Source organism: Haliea atlantica (assembly GCF_054779855.1).
In genome coordinates this window covers 682375-702476 of sequence record NZ_BAAGXL010000003.1, presented here as the reverse complement: position 1 = coordinate 702476, position 20102 = coordinate 682375, and the positions used below count along the sequence as shown (strand labels likewise).

General features: G+C 68.5%; 19 protein-coding genes and 1 riboswitch. Of the genes, 10 read left to right on the top strand and 9 right to left on the bottom strand.

Annotated elements, in window-relative coordinates; genetic code table 11:
- Positions 1 to 21 precede the first annotated feature (21 nt).
- The 3 genes from ACYVGS_RS03275 to ACYVGS_RS03265 form a co-directional block, all read right to left on the bottom strand.
- Positions 22 to 2625 (bottom strand): mechanosensitive ion channel domain-containing protein, encoded by a 2604-nt coding sequence (locus tag ACYVGS_RS03275; RefSeq protein WP_460587204.1) that lies wholly within the window; start codon positions 2623 to 2625, stop codon positions 22 to 24.
- Position 2626: 1 nt separating this feature from the next.
- The gene (gene corA, locus ACYVGS_RS03270) at positions 2627 to 3577 is read right to left on the bottom strand and encodes a magnesium and cobalt transport protein CorA (protein ID WP_460587203.1); all 951 of its coding nucleotides are present in this window, start codon (positions 3575 to 3577) and stop codon (positions 2627 to 2629) included.
- A gap of 88 nt (positions 3578 to 3665) precedes the next feature.
- Positions 3666 to 4904 (bottom strand): hypothetical protein, encoded by a 1239-nt coding sequence (locus tag ACYVGS_RS03265; RefSeq protein ID WP_460587202.1) that lies wholly within the window; start codon positions 4902 to 4904, stop codon positions 3666 to 3668.
- A 166-nt stretch (positions 4905 to 5070) separates the two neighbouring features.
- Here ACYVGS_RS03265 and ACYVGS_RS03260 point away from each other — a divergent pair, with 166 nt between their 5' ends.
- Complete coding sequence (locus ACYVGS_RS03260; RefSeq protein WP_460587201.1) at positions 5071 to 5757, top strand: YIP1 family protein; 687 nt, start codon at positions 5071 to 5073, stop codon at positions 5755 to 5757.
- A gap of 7 nt (positions 5758 to 5764) precedes the next feature.
- Here ACYVGS_RS03260 and ACYVGS_RS03255 read toward each other — a convergent pair whose 3' ends face one another.
- From ACYVGS_RS03255 to ACYVGS_RS03235, 5 genes are all read right to left on the bottom strand, one after another.
- The gene (locus tag ACYVGS_RS03255; protein WP_460587200.1) at positions 5765 to 6670 is read right to left on the bottom strand and encodes a cobalamin-binding protein; all 906 of its coding nucleotides are present in this window, start codon (positions 6668 to 6670) and stop codon (positions 5765 to 5767) included.
- On the bottom strand, positions 6667 to 7443 hold the full coding sequence (locus tag ACYVGS_RS03250; RefSeq protein ID WP_460587199.1) for a heme ABC transporter ATP-binding protein: 777 nt from the start codon (positions 7441 to 7443) through the stop codon (positions 6667 to 6669). Before ACYVGS_RS03250 ends, ACYVGS_RS03255 begins: the two co-directional genes overlap by 4 nt.
- Complete coding sequence (locus ACYVGS_RS03245) at positions 7440 to 8399, bottom strand: FecCD family ABC transporter permease (RefSeq protein WP_460587586.1); 960 nt, start codon at positions 8397 to 8399, stop codon at positions 7440 to 7442. Before ACYVGS_RS03245 ends, ACYVGS_RS03250 begins: the two co-directional genes overlap by 4 nt.
- A gap of 67 nt (positions 8400 to 8466) precedes the next feature.
- On the bottom strand, positions 8467 to 9084 hold the full coding sequence (gene cobO, locus ACYVGS_RS03240) for a cob(I)yrinic acid a,c-diamide adenosyltransferase (protein ID WP_460587198.1): 618 nt from the start codon (positions 9082 to 9084) through the stop codon (positions 8467 to 8469).
- 3 nt (positions 9085 to 9087) lie between these two features.
- Positions 9088 to 10941: a TonB-dependent receptor plug domain-containing protein gene (locus ACYVGS_RS03235; protein WP_460587197.1), complete on the bottom strand. Its 1854-nt coding sequence runs from the start codon at positions 10939 to 10941 to the stop codon at positions 9088 to 9090.
- A 103-nt stretch (positions 10942 to 11044) separates the two neighbouring features.
- A riboswitch (cobalamin riboswitch) is annotated at positions 11045 to 11212 on the bottom strand.
- A gap of 144 nt (positions 11213 to 11356) precedes the next feature.
- On the opposite strand from ACYVGS_RS03235, the gene ACYVGS_RS03230 reads away from it, so the two are divergent.
- The 3 genes from ACYVGS_RS03230 to ACYVGS_RS03220 are packed head-to-tail and all read left to right on the top strand — an operon-like array spanning position 11357 to position 13388.
- Positions 11357 to 11848, top strand: coding sequence for a DUF501 domain-containing protein (locus ACYVGS_RS03230; protein WP_460587196.1), 492 nt, complete (start codon positions 11357 to 11359; stop codon positions 11846 to 11848).
- Entirely contained in the window at positions 11848 to 12801 is a 954-nt protein-coding gene (locus tag ACYVGS_RS03225) for an XdhC family protein (protein ID WP_460587195.1), read from the top strand. Before ACYVGS_RS03230 ends, ACYVGS_RS03225 begins: the two co-directional genes overlap by 1 nt.
- Complete coding sequence (locus ACYVGS_RS03220) at positions 12798 to 13388, top strand: nucleotidyltransferase family protein (RefSeq protein WP_460587194.1); 591 nt, start codon at positions 12798 to 12800, stop codon at positions 13386 to 13388. The genes ACYVGS_RS03225 and ACYVGS_RS03220 overlap by 4 nt, the downstream gene beginning before the upstream one ends.
- On the opposite strand, the gene ACYVGS_RS03215 is transcribed toward ACYVGS_RS03220, so the two are convergent.
- Complete coding sequence (locus ACYVGS_RS03215) at positions 13360 to 13767, bottom strand: nuclear transport factor 2 family protein (protein WP_460587193.1); 408 nt, start codon at positions 13765 to 13767, stop codon at positions 13360 to 13362. The genes ACYVGS_RS03220 and ACYVGS_RS03215 overlap by 29 nt on opposite strands.
- A gap of 145 nt (positions 13768 to 13912) precedes the next feature.
- Here ACYVGS_RS03215 and ACYVGS_RS03210 point away from each other — a divergent pair, with 145 nt between their 5' ends.
- The 6 genes from ACYVGS_RS03210 (at position 13913) to ACYVGS_RS03185 (ending at position 20070) form a co-directional block, all read left to right on the top strand.
- Positions 13913 to 14977 carry a 3-deoxy-7-phosphoheptulonate synthase gene (locus tag ACYVGS_RS03210; protein WP_460587192.1) on the top strand — a complete coding sequence of 355 codons (1065 nt, stop codon included), beginning with the start codon at positions 13913 to 13915 and terminating at the stop codon, positions 14975 to 14977.
- A gap of 65 nt (positions 14978 to 15042) precedes the next feature.
- Entirely contained in the window at positions 15043 to 15333 is a 291-nt protein-coding gene (locus ACYVGS_RS03205; protein ID WP_460587191.1) for a DUF4212 domain-containing protein, read from the top strand.
- A gap of 4 nt (positions 15334 to 15337) precedes the next feature.
- On the top strand, positions 15338 to 17068 hold the full coding sequence (locus tag ACYVGS_RS03200) for a sodium:solute symporter family protein (protein ID WP_460587190.1): 1731 nt from the start codon (positions 15338 to 15340) through the stop codon (positions 17066 to 17068).
- A gap of 105 nt (positions 17069 to 17173) precedes the next feature.
- Positions 17174 to 17497 (top strand): DUF4156 domain-containing protein, encoded by a 324-nt coding sequence (locus ACYVGS_RS03195; protein WP_460587189.1) that lies wholly within the window; start codon positions 17174 to 17176, stop codon positions 17495 to 17497.
- Positions 17498 to 17500: 3 nt separating this feature from the next.
- The gene (locus ACYVGS_RS03190; RefSeq protein ID WP_460587188.1) at positions 17501 to 19207 is read left to right on the top strand and encodes an AAA family ATPase; all 1707 of its coding nucleotides are present in this window, start codon (positions 17501 to 17503) and stop codon (positions 19205 to 19207) included.
- Positions 19207 to 20070: a general secretion pathway protein GspB gene (locus tag ACYVGS_RS03185; RefSeq protein ID WP_460587187.1), complete on the top strand. Its 864-nt coding sequence runs from the start codon at positions 19207 to 19209 to the stop codon at positions 20068 to 20070. Before ACYVGS_RS03190 ends, ACYVGS_RS03185 begins: the two co-directional genes overlap by 1 nt.
- Positions 20071 to 20102 lie beyond the last annotated feature (32 nt).

Sequence of the window (20102 nt, the reverse complement as noted above, 5' to 3'; positions counted from 1 at the left end):
GCCGCAGAGGGCGTCGTCGCCCTAGCTGTCCGCCCCGGTGTTGCCCGCTGGCGTGGTCCCGCTGCCGCGTTCGGGCAGGGAGCGCAGGTGCACGTCAACCTGGTTGAACGCAATCTCGACGTCGTGCTCCCGGAACAGGCTGTCGATGCGCCGGTTGATCTCGTCGATGGCCGGGTTGCGGTCGGTCAGTTCCCGGACATGTACGCGCAACTCGTGGTCCAGGGTGCTGGCACCGAAGGCGAGGAAATACACCAGGGGCTCGGGATCGCTGATGACCCGCGGGTTCTCCCGCGCCGCCCGCAGCAGCAGGGTGCGAGTCAGTTCGAGATCGGAACCATAGGCGACTCCCACGCGCACGATTACCCGCGTCACGGTATCGGTGAGCGACCAGTTGGTGAGTTCACCGGTGATGAAGACCTTGTTGGGAATGACAATGTCCTTGCGGTCGAAGTCGCTGATGGTGGTGGCGCGAATGCGGATCCGCTTGACCACACCCGACTGGTTGCCGAGGGTTACCACGTCGCCGATGCGAATCGGGCGCTCGAAGAGGATGATCAGGCCGGAGACAAAGTTGGCGAATATTTCCTGCAGGCCGAAACCGAGGCCCACGCCCAGGGCGGCCACCAGCCACTGCAGCTTGTCCCAGCTGACCCCGAGGGTTCCCAGGCTGAGCACGAAACCGACACTGAAAATCACGTAGGACAGCAGGGTCGTGGTGGCGTAGGCCGAGCCCTGGGCCAGGCGCAGACGCGACAGGACGGTGACTTCGAGCAGCCCGGGCAGATTGCGGCCCAGGGCCACGGCGACCGCCAGCAGTACCAGCGCGCCGAGCAGATCGCGCAGGCTGATGGAGACCTGGGTCTCGCCATCGGCGGCGAGGTAGTGCCACAGGCTGACATTGTCGAGGTAGGCGAACAGGGAAATCAGGTCCGCCCAGATCAGGTAGAGGCCGAAGGCCAGGCCGCCGAGCATGAGCCAGCGCAGCAGCCGCAGGGATTGCTGGTTGACCTGGTCCAGGTCGAGGCCGGGCTCGTCGCCAAGCGCTGTGCTCTGGTCTTCCCCGGCGGGTGTTCGCGCCACCGCCGCGGCGGGTTGCTGGCCGGCCTCCTGTTCCCGCCGGTGGTGTGCCAGGCGTGTCGAAGCCACTGACAGCAGGCGCAGCAGGCAGGCCTGCAGCAGCTGCCAGCCAATCAGGAGAAAAAGGGTGTCGATCAGTCGCCCGGTGAGCTTGAGGGCGGTGTAGTAGTAGCCCAGACCCACGGCGACAATCAGTGCCACGGGCAGGGCTGCCAGCAGGGCCCCCACCAGCACCTCGCCGGCACCGGGCGGGGTGTCGCGACCGCTGCGCTGCTGCACCACCCGGAACAGTAGCAGCGCCGCCAGGGCGTAGCCGCTGAGCACGATCAGCGTGCCCAGCACGTCCTCGCTCAGTTCGCCAGGCAGGCTCTCGGCGTAGCTGGTGACGGCGGCGAGACCGAGCATGACCAGGCCCAGGCTGCGCAGGTGTCGGCGCAGGAAAGCCACCCGCTGCACCGGCCAGTGGAAGTGTCGTTCGGCAATCCCGCCCGGGGCGAGAATGCGGTAGCTGCTGAAGAACACCAGCCAGACCTCCGCCATCGCCAGCAGAGCGGCGCCCAGGCTGGCGTTCTGCCCGCGCCCGTCGATTTCCAGGGCCAGGCCGCAAAGTGCCAGGGCCAGGCTGACCGGCAGGGCCTGGAGCGCGGTCAGCAGGATGGCCGCTGGGGTATGCCAGAGCCCGTCGCCGTCGGCGGTGCCGGCCTGTTCGTTGAGTGCTGTCACCTGCGCTGATAACCAGCGGCGCCGGTGCAGCAGCAGGCCGATGACCAGCAACAGGGGCAAAAATACCAGCGGATGCGAGCGCAGGCCCGCAGCCAGCTCACCCAGGGTCTCGCCCAGGCGGATCTCGCCGAGTTGCTGGCGCAGCTGCTCCGGCAGGGCCAGCAGCCAGTGAATGTCCACCGGACGGTTGCTGGGTATCCAGAACATCCGCTCGTCAATGCGACTCTCAAGGCGCTGGTGCAGGCCCACCACCTCCTGCTCCAGGGCCAGCAGGGTGGTGGCATCGTCGATCAGGCGGTCGAGCTGCTCTGGCAGCGCCAGCAGTGTCCTGCCGGGGGTGACCTGTCCGGCGGGGGCAGTGCCCGCGGTGCCTGTGCGTGGCGACAGATCGCGCAACTGGCGGGCGAGGTCGAACTGACGCAGGCGCAGGTCGGCGATGGCGGCGGCCAGCATCGGGCTGGCCTCGACCTCGGGCAGGCTCTGCCGGAGTTCCAGCAGCACTCGCGAGAGGATCTGGCTGTCCTCCAGGCTGCGCAAACTCTGCTCCAGGTGCTCCCCGGTTCGCTGCAGCTGGTCTCGCTGGCCTTCCAGGGTGTCCCGCCGGGCCGCCAGTGCGGCTTCCCGGGCCGCCAGCTGCGCCTCGACCTGCTGCATCTGGGGCTCCAGTGCTGCCGCCGCGGTCGCCTCCGAGGGGCGGGCCAGATCGACTTGCAGGTCCTGGATGGCCTGGTCGAGGGTGTCAAAGTCGGGGGCCCAGGCGGCGGCCGGGCCCGCCCAGCCGACCAGCAGCGACAGGACCAGCAGCAGGGCGGGAAGGCGGCGCATGTTACAGCCAGCCCTTGCGCTTGAAGTACCAGTAGGGGGCGAAGCCGGAGGCGACCATCAGTGCCAGGGCTCCGGGGTAGCCAAGTTGCCAGTCCAGCTCGGGCATGAAGTGGAAGTTCATACCGTAGATGCTGGCCACCAGGGTCGGTGGCAGAAACACTACCGCGGCAATCGAGAAGGTCTTGATGATCTGGTTCTGCTCGATGTTGATAAAACCCTGGGTGGAGTCCATCAGGAAGTTGATCTTGTCGAACAGGAAGGTGGTGTGGGACATCAGCGTTTCCACGTCGCGGATGATCTCGCGCATGGTTTCCCGGTAGTCGCTGATGCCGCTCAGGTGGCGCAGCAGGAAGGATATGTTGCGCTGGGTATCCATCAGACAAAGGCGCATCTTGCCATTGCTGTCCTCCAGTTGCGCCAGCTTGCTGATGGCATCCTCCAGCTCGGCTTCCTCGTCCTCCAGTACCAGGTGGCTGACCTTCTCCAGCTGGTAGTGAATGTCCTCCAGGGTGTCGGCGTGGTTCTCCACTTTCTGCTCGAACAGGGTTACCAGCAGTTCGGCGGGGGAGGCGCTGCTGACCTGGCCGCGGCGGGCGCGCAGCCGCAGCAGGCGGAAATCGGCGGTGTCGTTGTCGCGGATGGTGATCAGGCGCTTGGGCTGCAGAATGCAGGCCACGGAAACCGTGTCGTAGCGACCCTCGTGGGGAGCGAGGAACAGCGAGTGTACGTGCAGGCCCGCCTGGTCGACAAAGCAGCGGGCAGAGGCCTCGATTTCCTCGACATCGTCGGACTCCGGCAGGTCGATGCGCAACAGCGACTGCAACAGCTCGCGCTCGTCTTCCCCCGGCTCCAGGGCGTCGATCCAGTCGGCCTTGCGGATGTCCTCCACGGTGGCGCCGTCGCTCTGGATCTCGCGGATCAGTCCCTTGTCGATGGTGAATAACCTGAGCATGGCGGGCGTCCTCTGCATCGCGTTCCCTGGCGCGCATCATGATAACACGCGTCGGCGCGGCCCCGGTCGGGCGACTGGGTGGACTTTGTCAGGTGGCTTGTGCGTCTGCGCCGCTGCCTTCCAGTTCGGCGATCAGGGCGTCCACGTCGACGGCATCGCCCACCCGCTCTGCCACGATTTCCTTGAGCAGGGGCAGGGAGACCCGCCCGCCGTGCCGGGCCAGGGCCCGGGCGACGTCATCGATGCTGTACTGCCCATTGGAGGCCTCGCGCAGGGCGAGGTCGAGCCGGTGCATGAAAATGGCGGCGCGCGCGGTCACCGGGCCGCTGGAGCGTTTGCGGAACAGGGTGTCGGCCTCTGCCGCCCAGTTCTCCTTCCAGGCGAGGGTCTGGCGGTAGCGGTAGTCGCTCATGCCGCCGGTGCGCCAGAGGATGTTGGCGGCGTAGTACTCGGCAATGCCCTCGACGATCCAGTCGGCCTGCTTGCCACCGTTGATGGCGGTGCCCACGTGCACCAGCTCGTGAATCAGGCTGCTGGTGCGGTTGCCGCTGATCAGCGGCCGATCGCGGTGCATGAACAGGGAGCGGGTGCCCGACAGTCCGCCGCGCCACATGGGGTCGTCGGCGGTGACAATCAGCAGGCGCTCGGGGAAATCGGGAAACACCGCCTTGACCGCGGGCAGGGTCCAGCCGAGGAAGGCCAGGGCGTCCTGCAGGCGGCCGCCCTGGCCGGCGGGAGCCGCCACCCGCACGTCGGTGCCGGCGATCATGTCCTGGCGGGCGGCAAATTCCCCCAGGATCAGCCAGCCCTTGGGGCGCGGCAGACGCCGGCCGGGATCGACAATCACATAGTCGTGTTCGCGGCCCTTGACCTTGGCGTAGGGTGCTGCCGAGGACCAGCCCTCCGGCAGACGAAAGGCGAGCTGCGCCGTCGCCTCGAGGCTGGGGGGTGAGGTCACCGAGATCGGGGGAACCAGCTTGTCCGAGCGCAGGATCGCCCAGGCGTCGGTCTTGCGGGAATCGTAGCGGCCGTTGTCGCGGGTGGCGTCAATGACGAAGCGGTAGCGCAGCGTGGCGCCGTCGCCGGCGGGCTCCCAGGTCGCCTCGTCCCCGTCCACGCTGAGCGGTGATTCGCTGGCCAGCTCCCGGTGCCGTTCGGGGTTGAGGTGCAGCACCAGCTTGCTGGGCAGCCGCTCTCCCTGCAGGCTGATCTCGACCTCCGCCTCGGGGGCATCGCGCTCCAGGGTGGCGGTGTAGATCACCTGGTAGCCGGCCGCCCAGCCCAGCGCGGGCAGCAACAGGAAAGACAGGGTCAGCAGGCGCAGCATGCGGGCTCCTCGAGGGTCACAGTGTGGCCGAGCATAGCAAGGCGCGGACCTGTCGCACAGTACCGCGACGAGCGTGGGGATATTGCCGCCCGGGGTATGGTGACCCGGCGCCAGCCGTACTATCCTCAAGGCCGGGATTAATCATAATGAGCAAGAGGGGAGTGCCATGAGTGACGCAGCCAGGTTTGACATCGGGCAGGTGGTGGAACAGGCCAAATCGGTGATTACCAACCCGGTGGGGTATTTCCAGACCATGCCGAAATCGGGTGGCTACGCCAACCCGGTGATTTTTGTCGCGGTGATGGGGGCCATCATGGGGCTGGTGAGCGCCGTGGTCTCGCTCTTCGGCTCCCCCGTCGGCATGCTGGCGGCGGGCCTGGGTGCCATCATCATCATGCCGATCTTCGCCGTCATCGGTGCCTTCATCGGCGCGGCCATTCTGTTCGTGATCTGGAAGCTGATGGGCTCGGAGGAAAACTACGAGACCGCCTTCCGCTGCCAGGCGTCGATAGCCGCGATTTACCCGATCACCGCCCTGCTGGCCATCGTGCCCTACCTGGGCACGATCATCGCCATCGCCTGGGGCGCCTTCCTGCTGATCGAGGCCAGTGTCTCGGTCCACGGGCGCCCGCGCCGCACGGCGCAGATCGTGTTTGGTATCCTGGCGGTGCTGATGATCTTCTCCAATATCGCCAGTGAGCGCGCGGCGCGGCAGATGGAGGCGCGCTGGGCCGAGGCGGGCAAGGAGTTCGAGGGCATCGAAGACATGAGCCCGGAGGAGGCCGGGCGCAAGATGGGCGAATTCCTCAAGGGACTGGAAGAGGCGCAGAAAGGCAGCCAGTCGCAGAACTGAGCCCGCCTCAGTCGCCCGCGCGCACCGCGTCGAGGGCGCTACAGAGTTCCCGGGCCCCGGCCAGCAGGCGCGCGGTGGGCCGCTGCAGCAGGTCCGGGTGTACGGCGATCAGGGCCTCCCGGCGCACCGCCGTCAGTGCGGGGAAGCGCCGCCAGAACGCCAGCCACTCCGGGCGCTGGTTGTCCATGCCCCCGGCGATGATCGCCCGGGGGTTTGCCGCCAGCACCGCTTCCAGGCTGACCCGCGGCGCCAGGCCGCGGGCGTCGGCAAACAGGTTCTCGCCACCGCACAGGTCGATCACTTCACTGATCAGGTGCTCGCCGCTGACCGTCTGCAGGGGTTCGTGCCAGATCTGGTAGAACACCGGCAGGCGCCTGCGGCCGCGGTAGCGCTCGGCCAGCTGGCGAAAACCGGCCTCCAGCCGCGCGGCTTCGGCGTCGGCCACGGCGCTGGTCGCGGCCAGCTCCCCCAGGCGGCGGATGTCCCGCGGAATGTCCGCCAGCTGCCGCAGCTCGCTGACATAGACCGGCAGTCCCAGCCGCTGCAGTTTTTCCAGCGCCCGCGACCCGTTGCCGGAGCCCCACATGACCACCAGGTCGGGTGACAGCGCCGCGATCTGCTCCAGGCTGAAGGCATTGAAGGAGCCGACCCGGGGGATGCCGCGCGCGGCCTCGGGCCAGTCGCTGTAGCTCACCACGCCCACCAGCTTTGCGCCGGCACCGGCGGTAAAGAGGTTTTCCACGATGTGCGGTGCCAGGGCGACAATGCGTCGCGCCGGTTCATCCAGCGTGACCCGCCGGCCCAGGGCATCTTCCACGGTGACCGGGGCCGCCCCGAGGGCCGGTGCCAGCAGGCTCGCCAGCAGCAGGCACAGGAGGCGGCGCAGGGGGCTCGCTGGCCCTCGCGGCGTCACCGGCTGATCACCAGTGGGCGGCCGCCGTCGGGATGTTCCCCGATCAGCACGTCGGCGTGGAACAGGTCGCGGAAGAGGGCCGGGGTGAGCACCTCCCCGGGGCTGCCCTGGGCGGCGCAGCGGCCGCGATCCAGCACCAGCAACTGGTCGGCCATGGCGGCGGCCAGATTGACATCGTGGACCACCAGCAGCACCGCGCAGCCCCGGCCAGCGAGGTCGGCTACCGTGGCCTGCAGCTGCTGCTGATGGTTCAGGTCCAGGGCGGTGGTGGGTTCGTCCAGGAGCAGCAGGCAGCCCTGGTCGCAGCGGTCGAGGATCTGCGCCATCACCCGCGCCAGCTGCACCCGTTGGCGCTCGCCCCCGGACAGCTGGGTGTAGAGGCGATGGCGCAGGCCCAGGGTGTCGGTCGCCTGCATCGCCTGCTGCGCGATCAGCCGGTCCTGCTGGCGACCGCTGCTGTGGGGGGTGCGGCCGAGCAGCACCACTTCCTCGACGCTGAAGGGAAAGCTGAGGCTGGAAAACTGCGGCAGGCAGGCGAGACGGGTGGCCAGCTGCCGGCGCGGCCAGTCGCCCAGTGCCTGCCCGGCGAAGCTGGCGCGGCCGCGGCTGGCGGCAATATCCCCGGCGACCAGGCGCAGCAGGGAGGACTTGCCGGCGCCGTTGCCGCCGAGGACGGCGAGCACGCGCCCCGCGGGCAGGCTCAGGCTGATGTCCGCCAGCACCGGCTCGCCCCAGGGGGCGGCGGCGATGTTGTCCAGCTGCAACAGGCTCACGGCGTCATGCCGAAATGCCGCCGCTGGCGCAGCAGGGAGATGAAGAAGGGAACCCCGACCATGGCGGTGATGATCCCTACCGGCAGCTCGGTGGGCGCCAGCGCGACTCGCGCCAGGCTGTCGGCCAGCACCAGCAGTATCGCCCCGGCCAGGGCCGAGGCCGGCAGCAGCACCCGGTGGTCGGGACCGATCAGCAGGCGTACCAGGTGCGGCACCACCAGGCCGACAAAGGCGATGGTACCGACCATGGCGACCGAGGTGCCGACGCCGACGGCCACCCACAGGATGATGCCGCGCTGGCGCCGCTCCACATCGATGCCCAGGTGGCGTGCCTCGGACTCCCCCAGCAACAGGGTATTGAGCACCGTGGCATAGCGGGGCAGGGCGATCAGCAGCGCACCGCCGACGACCGCCGCGACGCCCAGGCGGGAGAAGGTGGCGCCGTCCAGGCCGCCCATCTTCCACAGGCTGATGCGGCGCAGGTGTTCATTGTCGGCGAGGAATTCCAGCAGACTGCCGGCGGCCCCGGCGAGGGAGGTGATGGCAATGCCCGCCAGCAACATGGTGGCCACCGAGGTGCCGGTTTCGCTGCTGGCCAGGCGATAGACCACCAGTACCGCCAGGGCGCCGCCGGCGAAGGCGGCCAGGGAAATCAGGGTGAGCCCGGGCAGGCCCGGCAGCAGTCCGCCGCCGAGCACAATCAACAGGGAGGCGCCGAGGGAGGCGCCGGCGGTGACGCCAATCAGCGAGGGATCGGCCAGCGGATTGCGGAACAGCCCCTGCATGGCGGCGCCACTGACCGCCAGGGTGGCCCCGGTAATGGCGGCGAGCAGCACCCGGGGCAGGCGCAGCTGTTGCACGATCAGGTTGGCCTGGGCGTCCGCCTGGCCGAGCAGGGCGGCCCAGGCTTCCCCCGGTGCGAGGGTGACCGCGCCGCTGCCGAGTGCCAGCAGCATGCTCAGGGGCAGGATCAGGGCCAGCGCCAAGAGCAGGCGCTGCGCCAGCTGTGGCCGGCGGTCGACCCTAGTAGTCAACGCCCCGCCGGGCCTTGATGCCGCTGTTGAAGGCATGCTTGATATCCCTCACTTCGGAGACGGTATCCATGAGATCCTGCAGGGCGCTGCCGCCGCCGCGGCCGGTGACCACCACGCTCTGCTCCGCTGGCCTGCCGGCAATGGCCGCGAGGACCTCCTCCTCCGGCAGGTAATCGAAGGCCAGCATGTAGGTCAGTTCGTCGAGCACGACCAGGTGGTAGGCGGGGTCGTCGAGCATCGCGCGGGCCTTTTCCCAGGTTGACCGGGCCGCGGCAATGTCGCCGCTGCGATCCTGGGTGTCCCAGGTAAAGCCGGTGCCCATCTGATGAAAATCCACCTGCGGGCAATGATCACGCAGGTAGATTTCCTCGCCGGAGAGCTGCTCCCCCTTGATGAACTGGACCACGCCGACCCGGTAGCCGTAGCCGAGGGCGCGCATGACCATGCCGAAGGCCGAGCTGGACTTGCCCTTGCCGTTGCCGGTGAGCAGGATGGCCACGCCGCGCTCGGTGTCGGCGCGGGCGATGCTGGCGTCGACCCGGCTCTTCTGTTTTTCCATGGCGCGTTTGTGGCGCGCGTCCTTGCGGGTCTCGGGGCTGTCACTCATGGTTCACTCCTGGAAGTGGTAGCGGATGCCCGCGTAGAGTGCCTGACCGCTGCTGCGGTAGCCAGGGACTTCCTGGTAGTCCTCGTCGAGCAGGTTCTCGAGCCGTCCAAAGAGCTCCAGGCGGGGCAGCAGGTTGAAGCGGGCGTTCAGGGACAGTACTTCGTAGTCGTCCAGGGCGCGGCCGTCGAACTCCTGGGCGTCCCGCGCCGCGCGCAGGTGCAGGCCCAGGTTAAGGCGCTCTCCGGGGGACTGCCAGCGCAGGCTCAGGTTGGCCAGCTGCCGGGGCCGGTAGGTGCGATCGTCGCCCTCGGCGTTCTCGGTGTCGTTCCAGGTGAGGTTGCCGGACAGGCTGAGGCGCTCGCCCAGGGGAATGTCGGCAATCAGTTCCACGCCCCGGGAGCGGGTGTCGCCGCGGCCCTGGAGGTAGCCGGAGTAGTCCACCAGGTCAAAGTAGATTTCGTTTTCGACGTCCTGGTCGAACCAGACTGCCTCCAGGTACACGCCGCCGGCGCTCTGGAAGGCAACGCCGAGGTCGTGGCCGGCACTGCGCTCCTCCTGCAACACCACATCCGCAGCCGGCGCAAAGGCGAAGCTGCGGTTGTAGGCGATCTCGTAGAGGGAGGGGGCGCGGAAGCCGGTGCCGCGGGTGGCCTTCAGCTTCAGCTCGTGCTGCTGCAGGGGAATGACCCAGGCGCCGCTGACGCGCCAGGTGGTGTGCTCGCCGAAGTCCTCGTTGTCATCGTGGCGCGCGCCGGCGGTGAAGAACAGGCGCTGGTCGAGGCTGCCCTGGTACTCGAGGAAATAGCCGGTCTGGTCGCGCTCGGTATCGAAGCTGCCGTCGTCGAGTTCCGCGCTTTCGTGCTCGGCGCCGTAGACCAGCTGCAGGGACTCATTGGGCGCATAGCTGCCCAGGTAGCTCCAGCGGCTGAGACTGCCCTCGGTGGCGAAGCCGGCCAGGCCATCGCTGAAAGTGGCGCGCTCGGTGTCGCTGCGGCTCCAGGCCAGTTCGTGATTGAGGGTTTCCCCGCGCCAGAGGGCGGCGCCGCGCCAGGCCTGCTGCTGGTACTCGTCGCGGCAGCTGTTGGTGCTGCCATAGGTAATCGGGTTGAAACAGTCGTCGTACTGGCTGTCGCCCTCCACGTCCCGCGCCACCAGCTCCAGGCGCAGCCGTTCGCCGGCATTCCAGCCCAGGCGGCCGTGGGCGGTGGTGTTGTCGTAGCCGTCGTCGTCGGCGGGATCGCGGTCATCCAGGCGCGCGTTGAAACCGTCGCTCTCGAGGTCGGTCAGGGACAGGCTGCCATCGACCAGCGCGTTGCCGCCGCTCAGGTTGGCGCTGTACTGGCGGGTGCCGTAGCGGCCGGCCTCGGCGCTGACGTCACCGCGCAGGCCCTCGCCCGGCGTGCGGGTGCTGATATTGACGATGCCGCCGGCGTCGGCGCCGTACATCAGGCCCTGGGGCCCGCGCAGGATTTCCACCCGCTGGATACCGCTGCTGAGCAGCTGCTCCACCCGCGGGCCAAACTGCGGCGCGGTGGTGTCGGATACGTCGATGCCGTCGATCAGCACCCGGGTGCGATAGCCCTCCTCGCCGCGAATGCGCAGGGAGGAAATCTTGCCGGCACCGCCGTTGTTGCTCACCGCCACCGAGGGTTGGGTGCGCAGGATATCCTGCAGGCTGTTGAAGCCCAGGCTGCGAATTTCCGCGGCATTGATGACCGAGACCGAGGTGCCGATTTCCCGCGCCGGCATGGGCACGCGGGAGGAGGTGACAATGACTTCCTCGAGGGGCTGGGCCTGGACGGACAGGGGGAGCAGGGTGCACAGCGCCAGGGCGCCGCGGGTGGAAGCTGATCTCATGAGTAACCTCAATAGCCAGTCAAGGGGTGGCGACTGAGGGAGGGGATTCAGGGAACACAATGCGCGAGCGGCATCAGGCAACCTTCAATGAAGCCCTCCGCTCCATCGTTGCTGGTGACAGGCAGGTATCGGGCTCACAGCGACTGGCGCTGTCTACCGTTGCGGGGGCAGCGGTGGCATCGGCGCGAAGGCCTCACCACACTTCCCATTTAACCCACCCAGCCGCAAGACGTCTGCAGCGGCGGTGGGCACCTGGCACGGCGCGCACTCTAGGCCCTGGGCGACGGGCTGTCAATCTATTGTCCAGGCGGCTGCGGTGGGGCTGGCGATACGGCCCGGCAGCCCGGCCAGGGCCGCGGCTGTCCCCGGCGGGGCTTTTTCCGTAGAATTTCGCCGATTTACACGGGAAGGGACGATGGCGGTAACAGCGGCGCAGCGACAACGGGTGGCGGAACTGCTGGGGCGTGAGCCCCGGGGGCTGGAGGCGATTGCCGTCAGCGACGAGCTCGGCGAGCCGCAGGTGATCCGCGTGGCCTCCCTGGTGGCCGGCAAGCCCTTTCCCACCCTGTTCTGGCTGGTGGATGGCGCCCTCAACTACCGCATCGACCAGGTCGAGGCGGGCGGGCTGATTGCCGAGTTCCAGGCTCGGGTCGATGCGGAGCCGGCACTGCAAGCCGCCATGGCCGAGGATCACCGCGCGCACATCGCATTGCGTGACAGCTACCTGGACCACGACCTTCGCGCGGAAATGGCGCGCCTGGGCTTTCTGGATGTACTCAGCGGACGGGGCATTGGTGGCATTGCCGATTTTCAGCGCATTCGCTGCCTGCACACCTGGTATGCGGCGCACCTGGTGGTCCCCAACACCATCGGTGGCCTGCTCGATCAACACTGGGCGGCGCCGTGATGCAGACCCTCGACCAGGCCGTGCTCGAAGCCGCGCTGGGCTGGCTGGCGGCGGCGGACCGCCGGGTCTGGCTGTGTACCATTGTCGCCGGCACCGGTTCCGCGCCGCGCCCCCCCGGCACACTGCTGGCCTGTGACAGCGCCGGCGGGCAGGTCGGTTCCCTCTCCGGGGGCTGTATCGAGGATGACCTGCTGGAGCGCCTGCGGGAGGGGCGTCTGCCGGACACTGCCGCGGTGGTCGAATACGGTGTCAGCGCCGAGGAGAACGAGCGCCTGGGCCTGCCCTGCGGCGGCCGCCTGCAGGTGCTGGTGCAGCCCCTGGGCCCCGACCGCGACGGCGCCTGGCTGCGCGCGGCTCTGTCGGCCATGGCGGAGCGGCGCTGCCTGCTGCGTGAAGTCTCGGTGGGGGCCAACCACACCGACTGGCGCCCGGCGGAGCACTTCGCCCCGCTGGCCTGGGATGGCGATGTGCTGCGCCAGACCTTCGGCCCGCGCCAGCGCATGCTGCTGGTGGGCGCCGGCCAGCTCAGCCAGACCCTGGCGGAGCTGGCCCTGGCCATGGACTACGAAGTGCTGGTGACCGACCCGCGGGAGCATGTCCGGGCACAGTGGGCGGGGCCCGAGGTTCCCCTGCTGGGTGGCATGCCGGACGATGTCATTCGCGCCGAGGCCAGCGATGCCCACAGCCTGGTGATCACCCTGACCCACGACCCGCGCATCGACGACATGGCCCTGATGGAGGCGCTGACCGGCGCCGCCTGGTACGTGGGGGCGCTGGGCTCGCGCCGCACCACCGAGAAGCGCCTCGAGCGCCTGCGCCAGCTGGGCCTGAGCGAGACTCAACTGAGCGCCCTGCATGCGCCGGTGGGGCTGGACATCGGCAGCAAGACGCCGATGGAGATCGCCGTTGCCATTCTCGCCGAGCTGGTGCGTCTGCGCCGGCGGCCGGCGTGACCGTCGGCATCCTGCTGCTGGCGGCGGGTCGCAGCCGCCGTTTTGGCAGTGACAAGCGGCTGGCGTGCCTGCCCGGTGGGCGCCCCCTGTTGCAACAGACCCTGTTGACGCTGCGCGCGGCGAAGCTGCCCTTGCGGGTCTGCCTGCGCCCCGGCGACGCGAGGGTTGACGACTGCTTCGAGCCGGGGGAGCGCCTGGTGTGTCCCGGGGCCGACGGTGGCATGGGGCGGTCGCTGGCCGAGGGCGTGGCGCAGCTGCCCGGACACTGGCAGGGCCTGCTGGTGGCCCTGGCCGACATGCCCTGGGTGCAGCCGCAGACACTGGAACACCTGGTGGCCGCCCTCGAGCCCGGCGGTATCGTGGTGCCGCTGCACGCGGGTCAGCGCGGCCACCCGGTGGCCTTTCACCGCCACTGGTTCCCGATGCTGCAGCAGCTGCAGGGGGACCGCGGTGCCCGGGCCCTGGTCGATGCCGCGGGCGCTGCCTGCCGCCGCTTGCCCGTGGTTGACCCGGGGGTGCTGCGGGACGTGGATCGCCCGGCGGATCTGACTGCCGGGCTCAGCCCTGCAGGGGCAGATCCTGGGTGAAGACCACCTTCAGGTCGCGGGAGCGGTAGCGGTATTCGCCATCCACGGCGACGATGTCGTCCTGGTAGCGGATGCCCATGTCCAGCTTGCGCCCCTGGCCATCCTTTTCATAGAGGTGTGAGGCGACACACCAGGTTTCCCCGCGGTAGCTGTCCCCCTGCCACTCGCCGTACTGGTTGCCGATCAGGTGGAAGGTCTCGCTGTAGTTGCGCAGGAACTCCAGGTTGGCGATGAATACTTCCCGGCTGTCGGCGGCAAAGCCCGGCCCCTGCTGGGTGAAATCCGCCAGCATGATCTCGGCCATGCGCGCGAACTCGCGGTTGTCCACGAAGAGGGCGTACTGGGTGGCCAGCTGGCGGGCGATGTCGGTGTCGTGCATGGCGGGGCTCTCTGTCGGTTCCGTGTCGAGGCCCGAGGATACCCGTCGCGCCGGGTTCGGGAACAGCCGGCGGGCCCGCGCGCCTGCAATTCCCCGGCAACGGGTGATATATTGAACGGCTTGACCGGAATTCATTGAGTAGACCATGACCAGTACCGACGATCTGCGGATCCAGACCATCAACGAACTCATCGCCCCCAGCGAGCTGATCGGGGAAATTGCCGTCAGTGATACGGCGGCCGACACCGTGTCCAGCGCGCGCCAGACCATCCACCGCATTCTCACCGGCGAGGACGACCGCCTGCTGGCGGTGGTCGGGCCCTGTTCCATCCACGACCCCGGCGCGGCCCGGGAGTACGGTGCCCGCCTGGTGGAGGCAGCCCGGCAGGTGGCGAACGACGTCTTTGTGGTGATGCGGGTCTACTTCGAAAAGCCGCGTACCACCGTGGGCTGGAAAGGCCTGATCAACGACCCGGACCTGAACAACACCTTCCAGATCAACAAGGGCCTGCGCCTGGCGCGGCAGTTGCTGGCGGACCTGGGCGACATGGGCCTGCCCGCGGGCACCGAATACCTCGACCTGATCAGCCCGCAGTATGTCGCCGACCTGGTGTCCTGGGGGGCGATCGGTGCGCGCACAACAGAGAGCCAGACCCACCGCGAACTCGCCTCCGGCCTGTCCTGCCCGGTGGGCTTCAAGAACGCCACCGACGGCGATATCCAGGTGGCCATCGACGCCATCAAGTCGGCGTCCCAGCCGCACCATTTCCTCTCGGTGACCAAGCAGGGCCACTCCGCGATCTTCCAGACCCGCGGCAACGAGGACTGCCACATCATTCTGCGCGGGGGCAAGCACCCCAACTACGACATGTTCTCGGTCGAGGACGCTTCCGCCATGTTGAAGAAGGCGGGGCTCTCCCCGCGCCTGATGGTGGACGCCAGCCACGCCAACAGCCGCAAGCGTCCGGAGCGCCAGGTGGACGTGATCCGCGATCTGGCCAACCAGGTGGCGCGGGGCAATCGCGACATTTTCGGCCTGATGATCGAAAGCAACCTGGTGGCGGGCCGCCAGGACGTGGTGGCGGGTCAGTCCCTGACCTACGGCCAGAGCATTACCGATCCCTGCATCGGCTGGGGGGATACGGCCCTGATGCTGGAGGAGCTCGCCGGGGCGGTACAGCGGCGCCGGCAGGTGCCCCCGGCGCCCTGAGCGGCGGGGCGCCGTCCCCGCAAACGCAAAGCGCGCCAGCCATAAGATAACAAGGAGCGCACAGTATGATGGTAAGCGACAAACCGGAGTCGACCCTGGAGGTCCGCGATGGGCGGGCCTACTGGCACCACAACCTGATCCTGATCGGCACGCTTTTGCCGATCTGGTTCGCCGTCAGTTTCGGCTGCGGCATCCTGCTGGTGGACTGGCTCAACCAGTTCCGCCTCGGCGGCTACAAGCTGGGCTTCTGGTTTGCCCAGCAGGGCGCGATCTACGTCTTTGTGCTGCTGATCTTCATCTACACCTGGCGCATGGCGGTGCTCGATCGCAAGTTCGGCCTCGACGAGGAGGACTGACGGCGTGGATCTTCGTACCCTGACCTACCTGGTGGTGGGCGCCAGCTTCCTGCTCTATGTCGGCATTGCCATCTGGTCCCGGGCCGGCTCCACTCGCGACTTCTACGTTGCCGGCGGCGGCGTGCACCCGGTGGCCAATGGCATGGCCACCGCCGCCGACTGGATGTCCGCCGCCTCCTTCATCTCGATGGCCGGCATGATTGCCTTCATGGGCTACGGCGGCTCGGTCTTCCTGATGGGCTGGACCGGCGGCTTCGTGATCCTGGCCCTGCTGCTGGCCCCCTACCTGCGCAAGTACGGCAAGTTCACGGTGCCGGAATTCATCGGCGACCGCTACTACTCGCGCCTGGCCCGCGCGGTGGCGGTGTTCTGCCTGGTGATCTGCTCGGTGACCTACGTCATCGGCCAGATGAAGGGCATCGGCGTGGCCTTCTCGCGCTTTCTCGAGGTGGACTACGCCACCGGCCTGCTCACCGGCATGGGCATCGTGTTTTTCTACGCGGTGCTCGGGGGCATGAGGGGCATCACCTACACCCAGATTGCCCAGTATTGTGTGCTGATCACTGCCTTCACCATTCCGGCGATCTTCATCAGCCTGCAGCTGACCGGCAACCCGGTGCCGCAGCTCGGTCTTGGCAGCACCCTGGCCGGCGAGGATACCTGGCTGCTGGACAAGCTGGACGCCATCGTGGTCGACCTCGGTTTCGCCGAGTACACCACCCACGAGCGCCTCAGCACGCTGAACATGTTCGCCTTTACCCTGACCCTGATGTTGGGCACCGCGGGGCTGCCCCACGTCATCATCCGCTTTTTCACCGTGCCCCACGTGCGCGACGCGCGCTCCTCCGCCGGCTGGGCGCTGTTGTTCATCGCCGTGCTCTACACTACCGCACCGGCGGTGGGGGCCATGGCGCGTCTCAACCTGATGCAGACCCTGGAGCCGCAGCCGGGCCAGCACCTGGTCTACGAGGAGCGACCCGAATGGTTCCGCACCTGGGAGGCCACCGGCTTGCTCGGCGTGGACGACCGCGACGGCGACGGGCGCATCGAGTACCACGCCGACCCCGAGGTCAATGAACTGGTGACCCTGGACCGCGACATCATCGTGCTGGCCAACCCGGAGATTGCCCGCTTGCCGAACTGGGTGATTGCCCTGGTGGCGGCAGGGGGGCTGGCGGCGGCGCTGTCCACCGCGGCGGGGCTGTTGCTGGCGATCGCCTCGGCGATCTCCCACGACCTGCTCAAGGGCATGTTGATGCCGCGTATCACCGAGCGTCAGGAGCTGGCGGCCAGCCGCACGGCGATGGCGCTGGCGGTGCTCGGCGCCGGCTACCTCGGCCTGCATCCGCCGGGCTTTGCCGCGGGCACCGTCGCCCTGGCCTTTGGCCTCGCCGCCGCCTCCCTGTTCCCGGCCCTGATGATGGGGATCTTTTCCGCCCGGGTGACCCGGGAGGGCGCCATTGCCGGCATGCTGGCGGGCATCGGGGTCACGCTGTTCTACGTGTTCCAGCACAAGGGTCTGCTGTTCATTCCCGGCACGGAATTCCTCGGGGGGCTGCCCGCCAACTGGTTCTTCGGCATCGAGCCGAACGCCTTCGGCGTAATCGGCGCGGCGTTGAATTTTGCCGTGGCGCTGTCGGTATCCCGGGTGACCGCGCCGCCGCCGGCCTCGGTGCAGGTGCTGGTCGACAGCATCCGGGTACCGGTGGGGGCGGGGGGCGCCCAGCAACACTAGACGCGGCTTGAACGGCCTTGATGCGCGCGGCCGGGCCACCCGCCGCGCTGTCTCGGCGCTGTCATGCCCCTGTGCTATGCTCTCGCCGATTACAAGGAGGTCGCCATGTTTCAGCCTGTCTATCGCCCTACGCTGGCCCTGGTGGGGCTGGCGCTGCTGCTCCCCGGGTGCACCTGGGTCAAGATATCCGACGAGGCCCGCGCCATTCCCCTGCGCGAGGCCCACGAGGTCGCCAATTGCCAGCGCCTGGGCAACATCACCACCCAGGTTGCCTGGAAGGTCATGGGCCTGCCCCGCGGCGAGAACAAGATTCGCGTGGAACTGGACAACCTGGCCCGCAGTCGCGCCCTCGACATGCAGGGTAATGCCGTCGTGCGGGAGTCGATCAGCGAGGGGACCGGCAACTACACTGCCTACAAGTGCCCCTGATCCGTGTACCAGCACTACTTCGGGCTCAGCGAAACCCCCTTTTCCATCGCCGTCAATCCGCGCTACCTGTTCATGGGGGCGCGCCACCGCGAGGCCCTGGCGCACCTGCTCTACGGGGTCGGCAGCGGGGGGTTCATCCTGCTCACCGGCGAGGTGGGAACCGGCAAGACCACGCTGACCCGCTGCCTGCTGGAGCAGCTGCCCGAGCACACCGACGTCGCCATGGTCCTCAACCCGGCGCTGGATGCCCCGGAGCTGCTGGCCGCGGTCTGTGACCAGCTGGAGATTGCCCACCGCGGCCACGCCAGCACCCTGAAGGAGCTGACCGACAGTCTGCATCGCTTTCTGCTCGAGAATCATGCCCGCGGGCGGCGCACGGTACTGCTGATCGACGAGGCACAGCACCTGGGCCTGCCGGTGCTGGAGCAGATTCGCCTGCTGACCAACCTGGAAACCCACGAGGAGAAGCTGCTGCAGATTATCCTCGTGGGGCAGCCGGAGTTGGCGGAGCTGCTGCGCCGTCCGGAGCTGCGCCAGCTCAACCAGCGCATCACCGCCCGCTTCAACCTCACGCCCCTGGACGCGGGGGAAACCCGCGCCTACATCCGCCACCGGCTGGAGGTGGCCGGGCTGCCCGCCGATCGGGAGCTGTTCCCGCCGGCGGTAGCCGCCCGGGTGCATCGTCTCAGCGGGGGCATTCCGCGCTTGATCAACCTGCTCTGCGACCGGGCGCTGCTGGGAGCCTACGGTCGCGGCGAGGCCCGCGCCAGCCGGCGCCTGCTGGACCAGGCCGCGCGCGAGGTGCTGGGCACGGAGGGAGGTGGCGCCGCGCCGCCGCGCCGCCTGGTTCCCTGGCTCGCGCTGACGGCCGCCGTCGTGCTCGTTGCGGCCTCGCTAGGGGGATGGCTGGCCCGCGACGGGGGGGCTGCCGGCGGCCTGCTTGACGGCGGGCCGGATGCCCGGGGGGACGCGTCAGTCGCGCGCGGTGAAGGCGGTCGCCCGGCACCAACTCCGGCCGTCGCCGCAGCGCGCTCGGGCCCCGCTGTCAGGGCGCCTGACGCTGAGGCAGGTGACGGGGAAGCGCCGGCCTGGATGCTGCCCCCCGCAGAGGCCCTGCGCCGCGCCTGGCGGGCCCTGGTTCCGATCACCGAGGTGGCGGCGCTACCCGCCGACCTGGACAGCTTGTGTCGCAGCGGTGGGCTCACCCAGCCGGTGAGTTGCCTGAGTGACAGAAGCGACAGCTGGCGGGGGCTTCCCGAGGGTACATGGCCTGCGCTACTGACCCTGCGCACCGACCGGGGCTACCTGGCCTCCGGCGTCTGGTTGGGGGCGGAGGGCGACCTGGCGCGGCTGTGGACACCGGATGGCGTGGCGCGGGTGCCCCTGACGCAACTGGCCGAACACTGGAACGGCGCCTACGCCCTGCTCTGGCGGCCCCCCGCGCACGTTGAGCAGCCCCTGGGGCCGGGCAGCGAGGGCGAGGCAGTGGCCGAGGTGGCGCGGCGCTTTGCCGCCCTCGATGGCCAGTCCCGGCCCCTGGCGGATCGGACCTACACGCCGGCCCTGGCACAGCGGGTGCGCTGGTTCCAGGAGAGCGAAGGCCTTGAGGCCGATGGCTGGGCGGGCGAACGCACCCTGCTACGGCTGCAGACGCGATTGCAGCCGCCCACTGGCCCTGAAGACTGGCATCGCCGCCTGGGGGGTAGCTGATGTCGCTGCTGCTGGAGGCCTTGCAGCGTTCACGTCGGGAGCAGCGGCAAGACGACGGCCAGGTGCCGGGCCTGGATGCCGCGACACCGGTGTCGCGAAAGACGGGCCCCGCCTTTTTTGTGCAGAAATACGTACCGGTACTTATTCTTGTTGTTGTGTTGGCCGTGGGGCTGTTTTTCGGCTGGCTGTTTCTGTTCCCTGGCGGTGACTCCACGCGGGCAATCCCCGGGGGGACGGACAGGGTCGCTGCCCCCGCCACTGCGGCGGGCCCGGAGACCACTGCCCAGCTGTCTCTGCCCGAGGCGGAGGCGCCGGCGGCAACAGTGGCGGCAGATGCACTCGCAGAGACGCTTCCAGCGGCGAAGCTCCCGCCAGGGGCGGCACCTGGCGCGGAGATTGCCGCGTTGTACAAAAACCCGCAGGCGGCACGTCCCGCGCATGACCATGCCGCCGTCGGGGGTGGCCTGCCGTCGTCCGTCGACGAGACCGCGTCAAGTTCGACGGCTGGCCCCGCCCGGCGTCAGCCGGATACGGCCGTCGATTCGCCACCCGTGGACATTGAAGCCATGGTGCGTCAGGCGGAACAGGCACTTCAGAATCAACAGCTTGAGGAGCATTCCTCACCACTTTTGGAAAGTTTGCCGCAGGCCTTCAAGGACGCACTGCCGACCTTGATGTACCTGCGCCACGACTACCGCAGCGACGCGCCGGGCAGGGTGACCATCAACCGGCGGGAAGCCGGGGTTGGCGAGTCCGTGGCCGCCGGTGTCAGCGTGGTGGAGATTCTGCCCGATGCGGTGGTGCTGGATTTCCGCGGGCAGACTTTCCGCCTGCGGGCGCTGAGTAGCTGGGTCAACCTGTAGTTGTACAGGTACATAAACGAGTACTTTAGGGA

Coding starts and splice junctions, on each gene's coding strand:
- cobO (WP_460587198.1), bottom strand. CDS start 9,084: ATGAGTGACAGCCCCGAGACCCGCAAGGACGCGCGCCACAAACGCGCC.
- ACYVGS_RS03230 (WP_460587196.1), top strand. CDS start 11,357: ATGGCGGTAACAGCGGCGCAGCGACAACGGGTGGCGGAACTGCTGGGG.
- ACYVGS_RS03215 (WP_460587193.1), bottom strand. CDS start 13,767: ATGCACGACACCGACATCGCCCGCCAGCTGGCCACCCAGTACGCCCTC.
- ACYVGS_RS03275 (WP_460587204.1), bottom strand. CDS start 2,625: ATGCGCCGCCTTCCCGCCCTGCTGCTGGTCCTGTCGCTGCTGGTCGGC.
- ACYVGS_RS03195 (WP_460587189.1), top strand. CDS start 17,174: ATGTTTCAGCCTGTCTATCGCCCTACGCTGGCCCTGGTGGGGCTGGCG.
- ACYVGS_RS03185 (WP_460587187.1), top strand. CDS start 19,207: ATGTCGCTGCTGCTGGAGGCCTTGCAGCGTTCACGTCGGGAGCAGCGG.
- ACYVGS_RS03210 (WP_460587192.1), top strand. CDS start 13,913: ATGACCAGTACCGACGATCTGCGGATCCAGACCATCAACGAACTCATC.
- ACYVGS_RS03265 (WP_460587202.1), bottom strand. CDS start 4,904: ATGCTGCGCCTGCTGACCCTGTCTTTCCTGTTGCTGCCCGCGCTGGGC.
- ACYVGS_RS03260 (WP_460587201.1), top strand. CDS start 5,071: ATGAGTGACGCAGCCAGGTTTGACATCGGGCAGGTGGTGGAACAGGCC.
- corA (WP_460587203.1), bottom strand. CDS start 3,577: ATGCTCAGGTTATTCACCATCGACAAGGGACTGATCCGCGAGATCCAG.
- ACYVGS_RS03225 (WP_460587195.1), top strand. CDS start 11,848: ATGCAGACCCTCGACCAGGCCGTGCTCGAAGCCGCGCTGGGCTGGCTG.
- ACYVGS_RS03235 (WP_460587197.1), bottom strand. CDS start 10,941: ATGAGATCAGCTTCCACCCGCGGCGCCCTGGCGCTGTGCACCCTGCTC.
- ACYVGS_RS03205 (WP_460587191.1), top strand. CDS start 15,043: ATGATGGTAAGCGACAAACCGGAGTCGACCCTGGAGGTCCGCGATGGG.
- ACYVGS_RS03245 (WP_460587586.1), bottom strand. CDS start 8,399: ATGCTGCTGGCACTCGGCAGCGGCGCGGTCACCCTCGCACCGGGGGAA.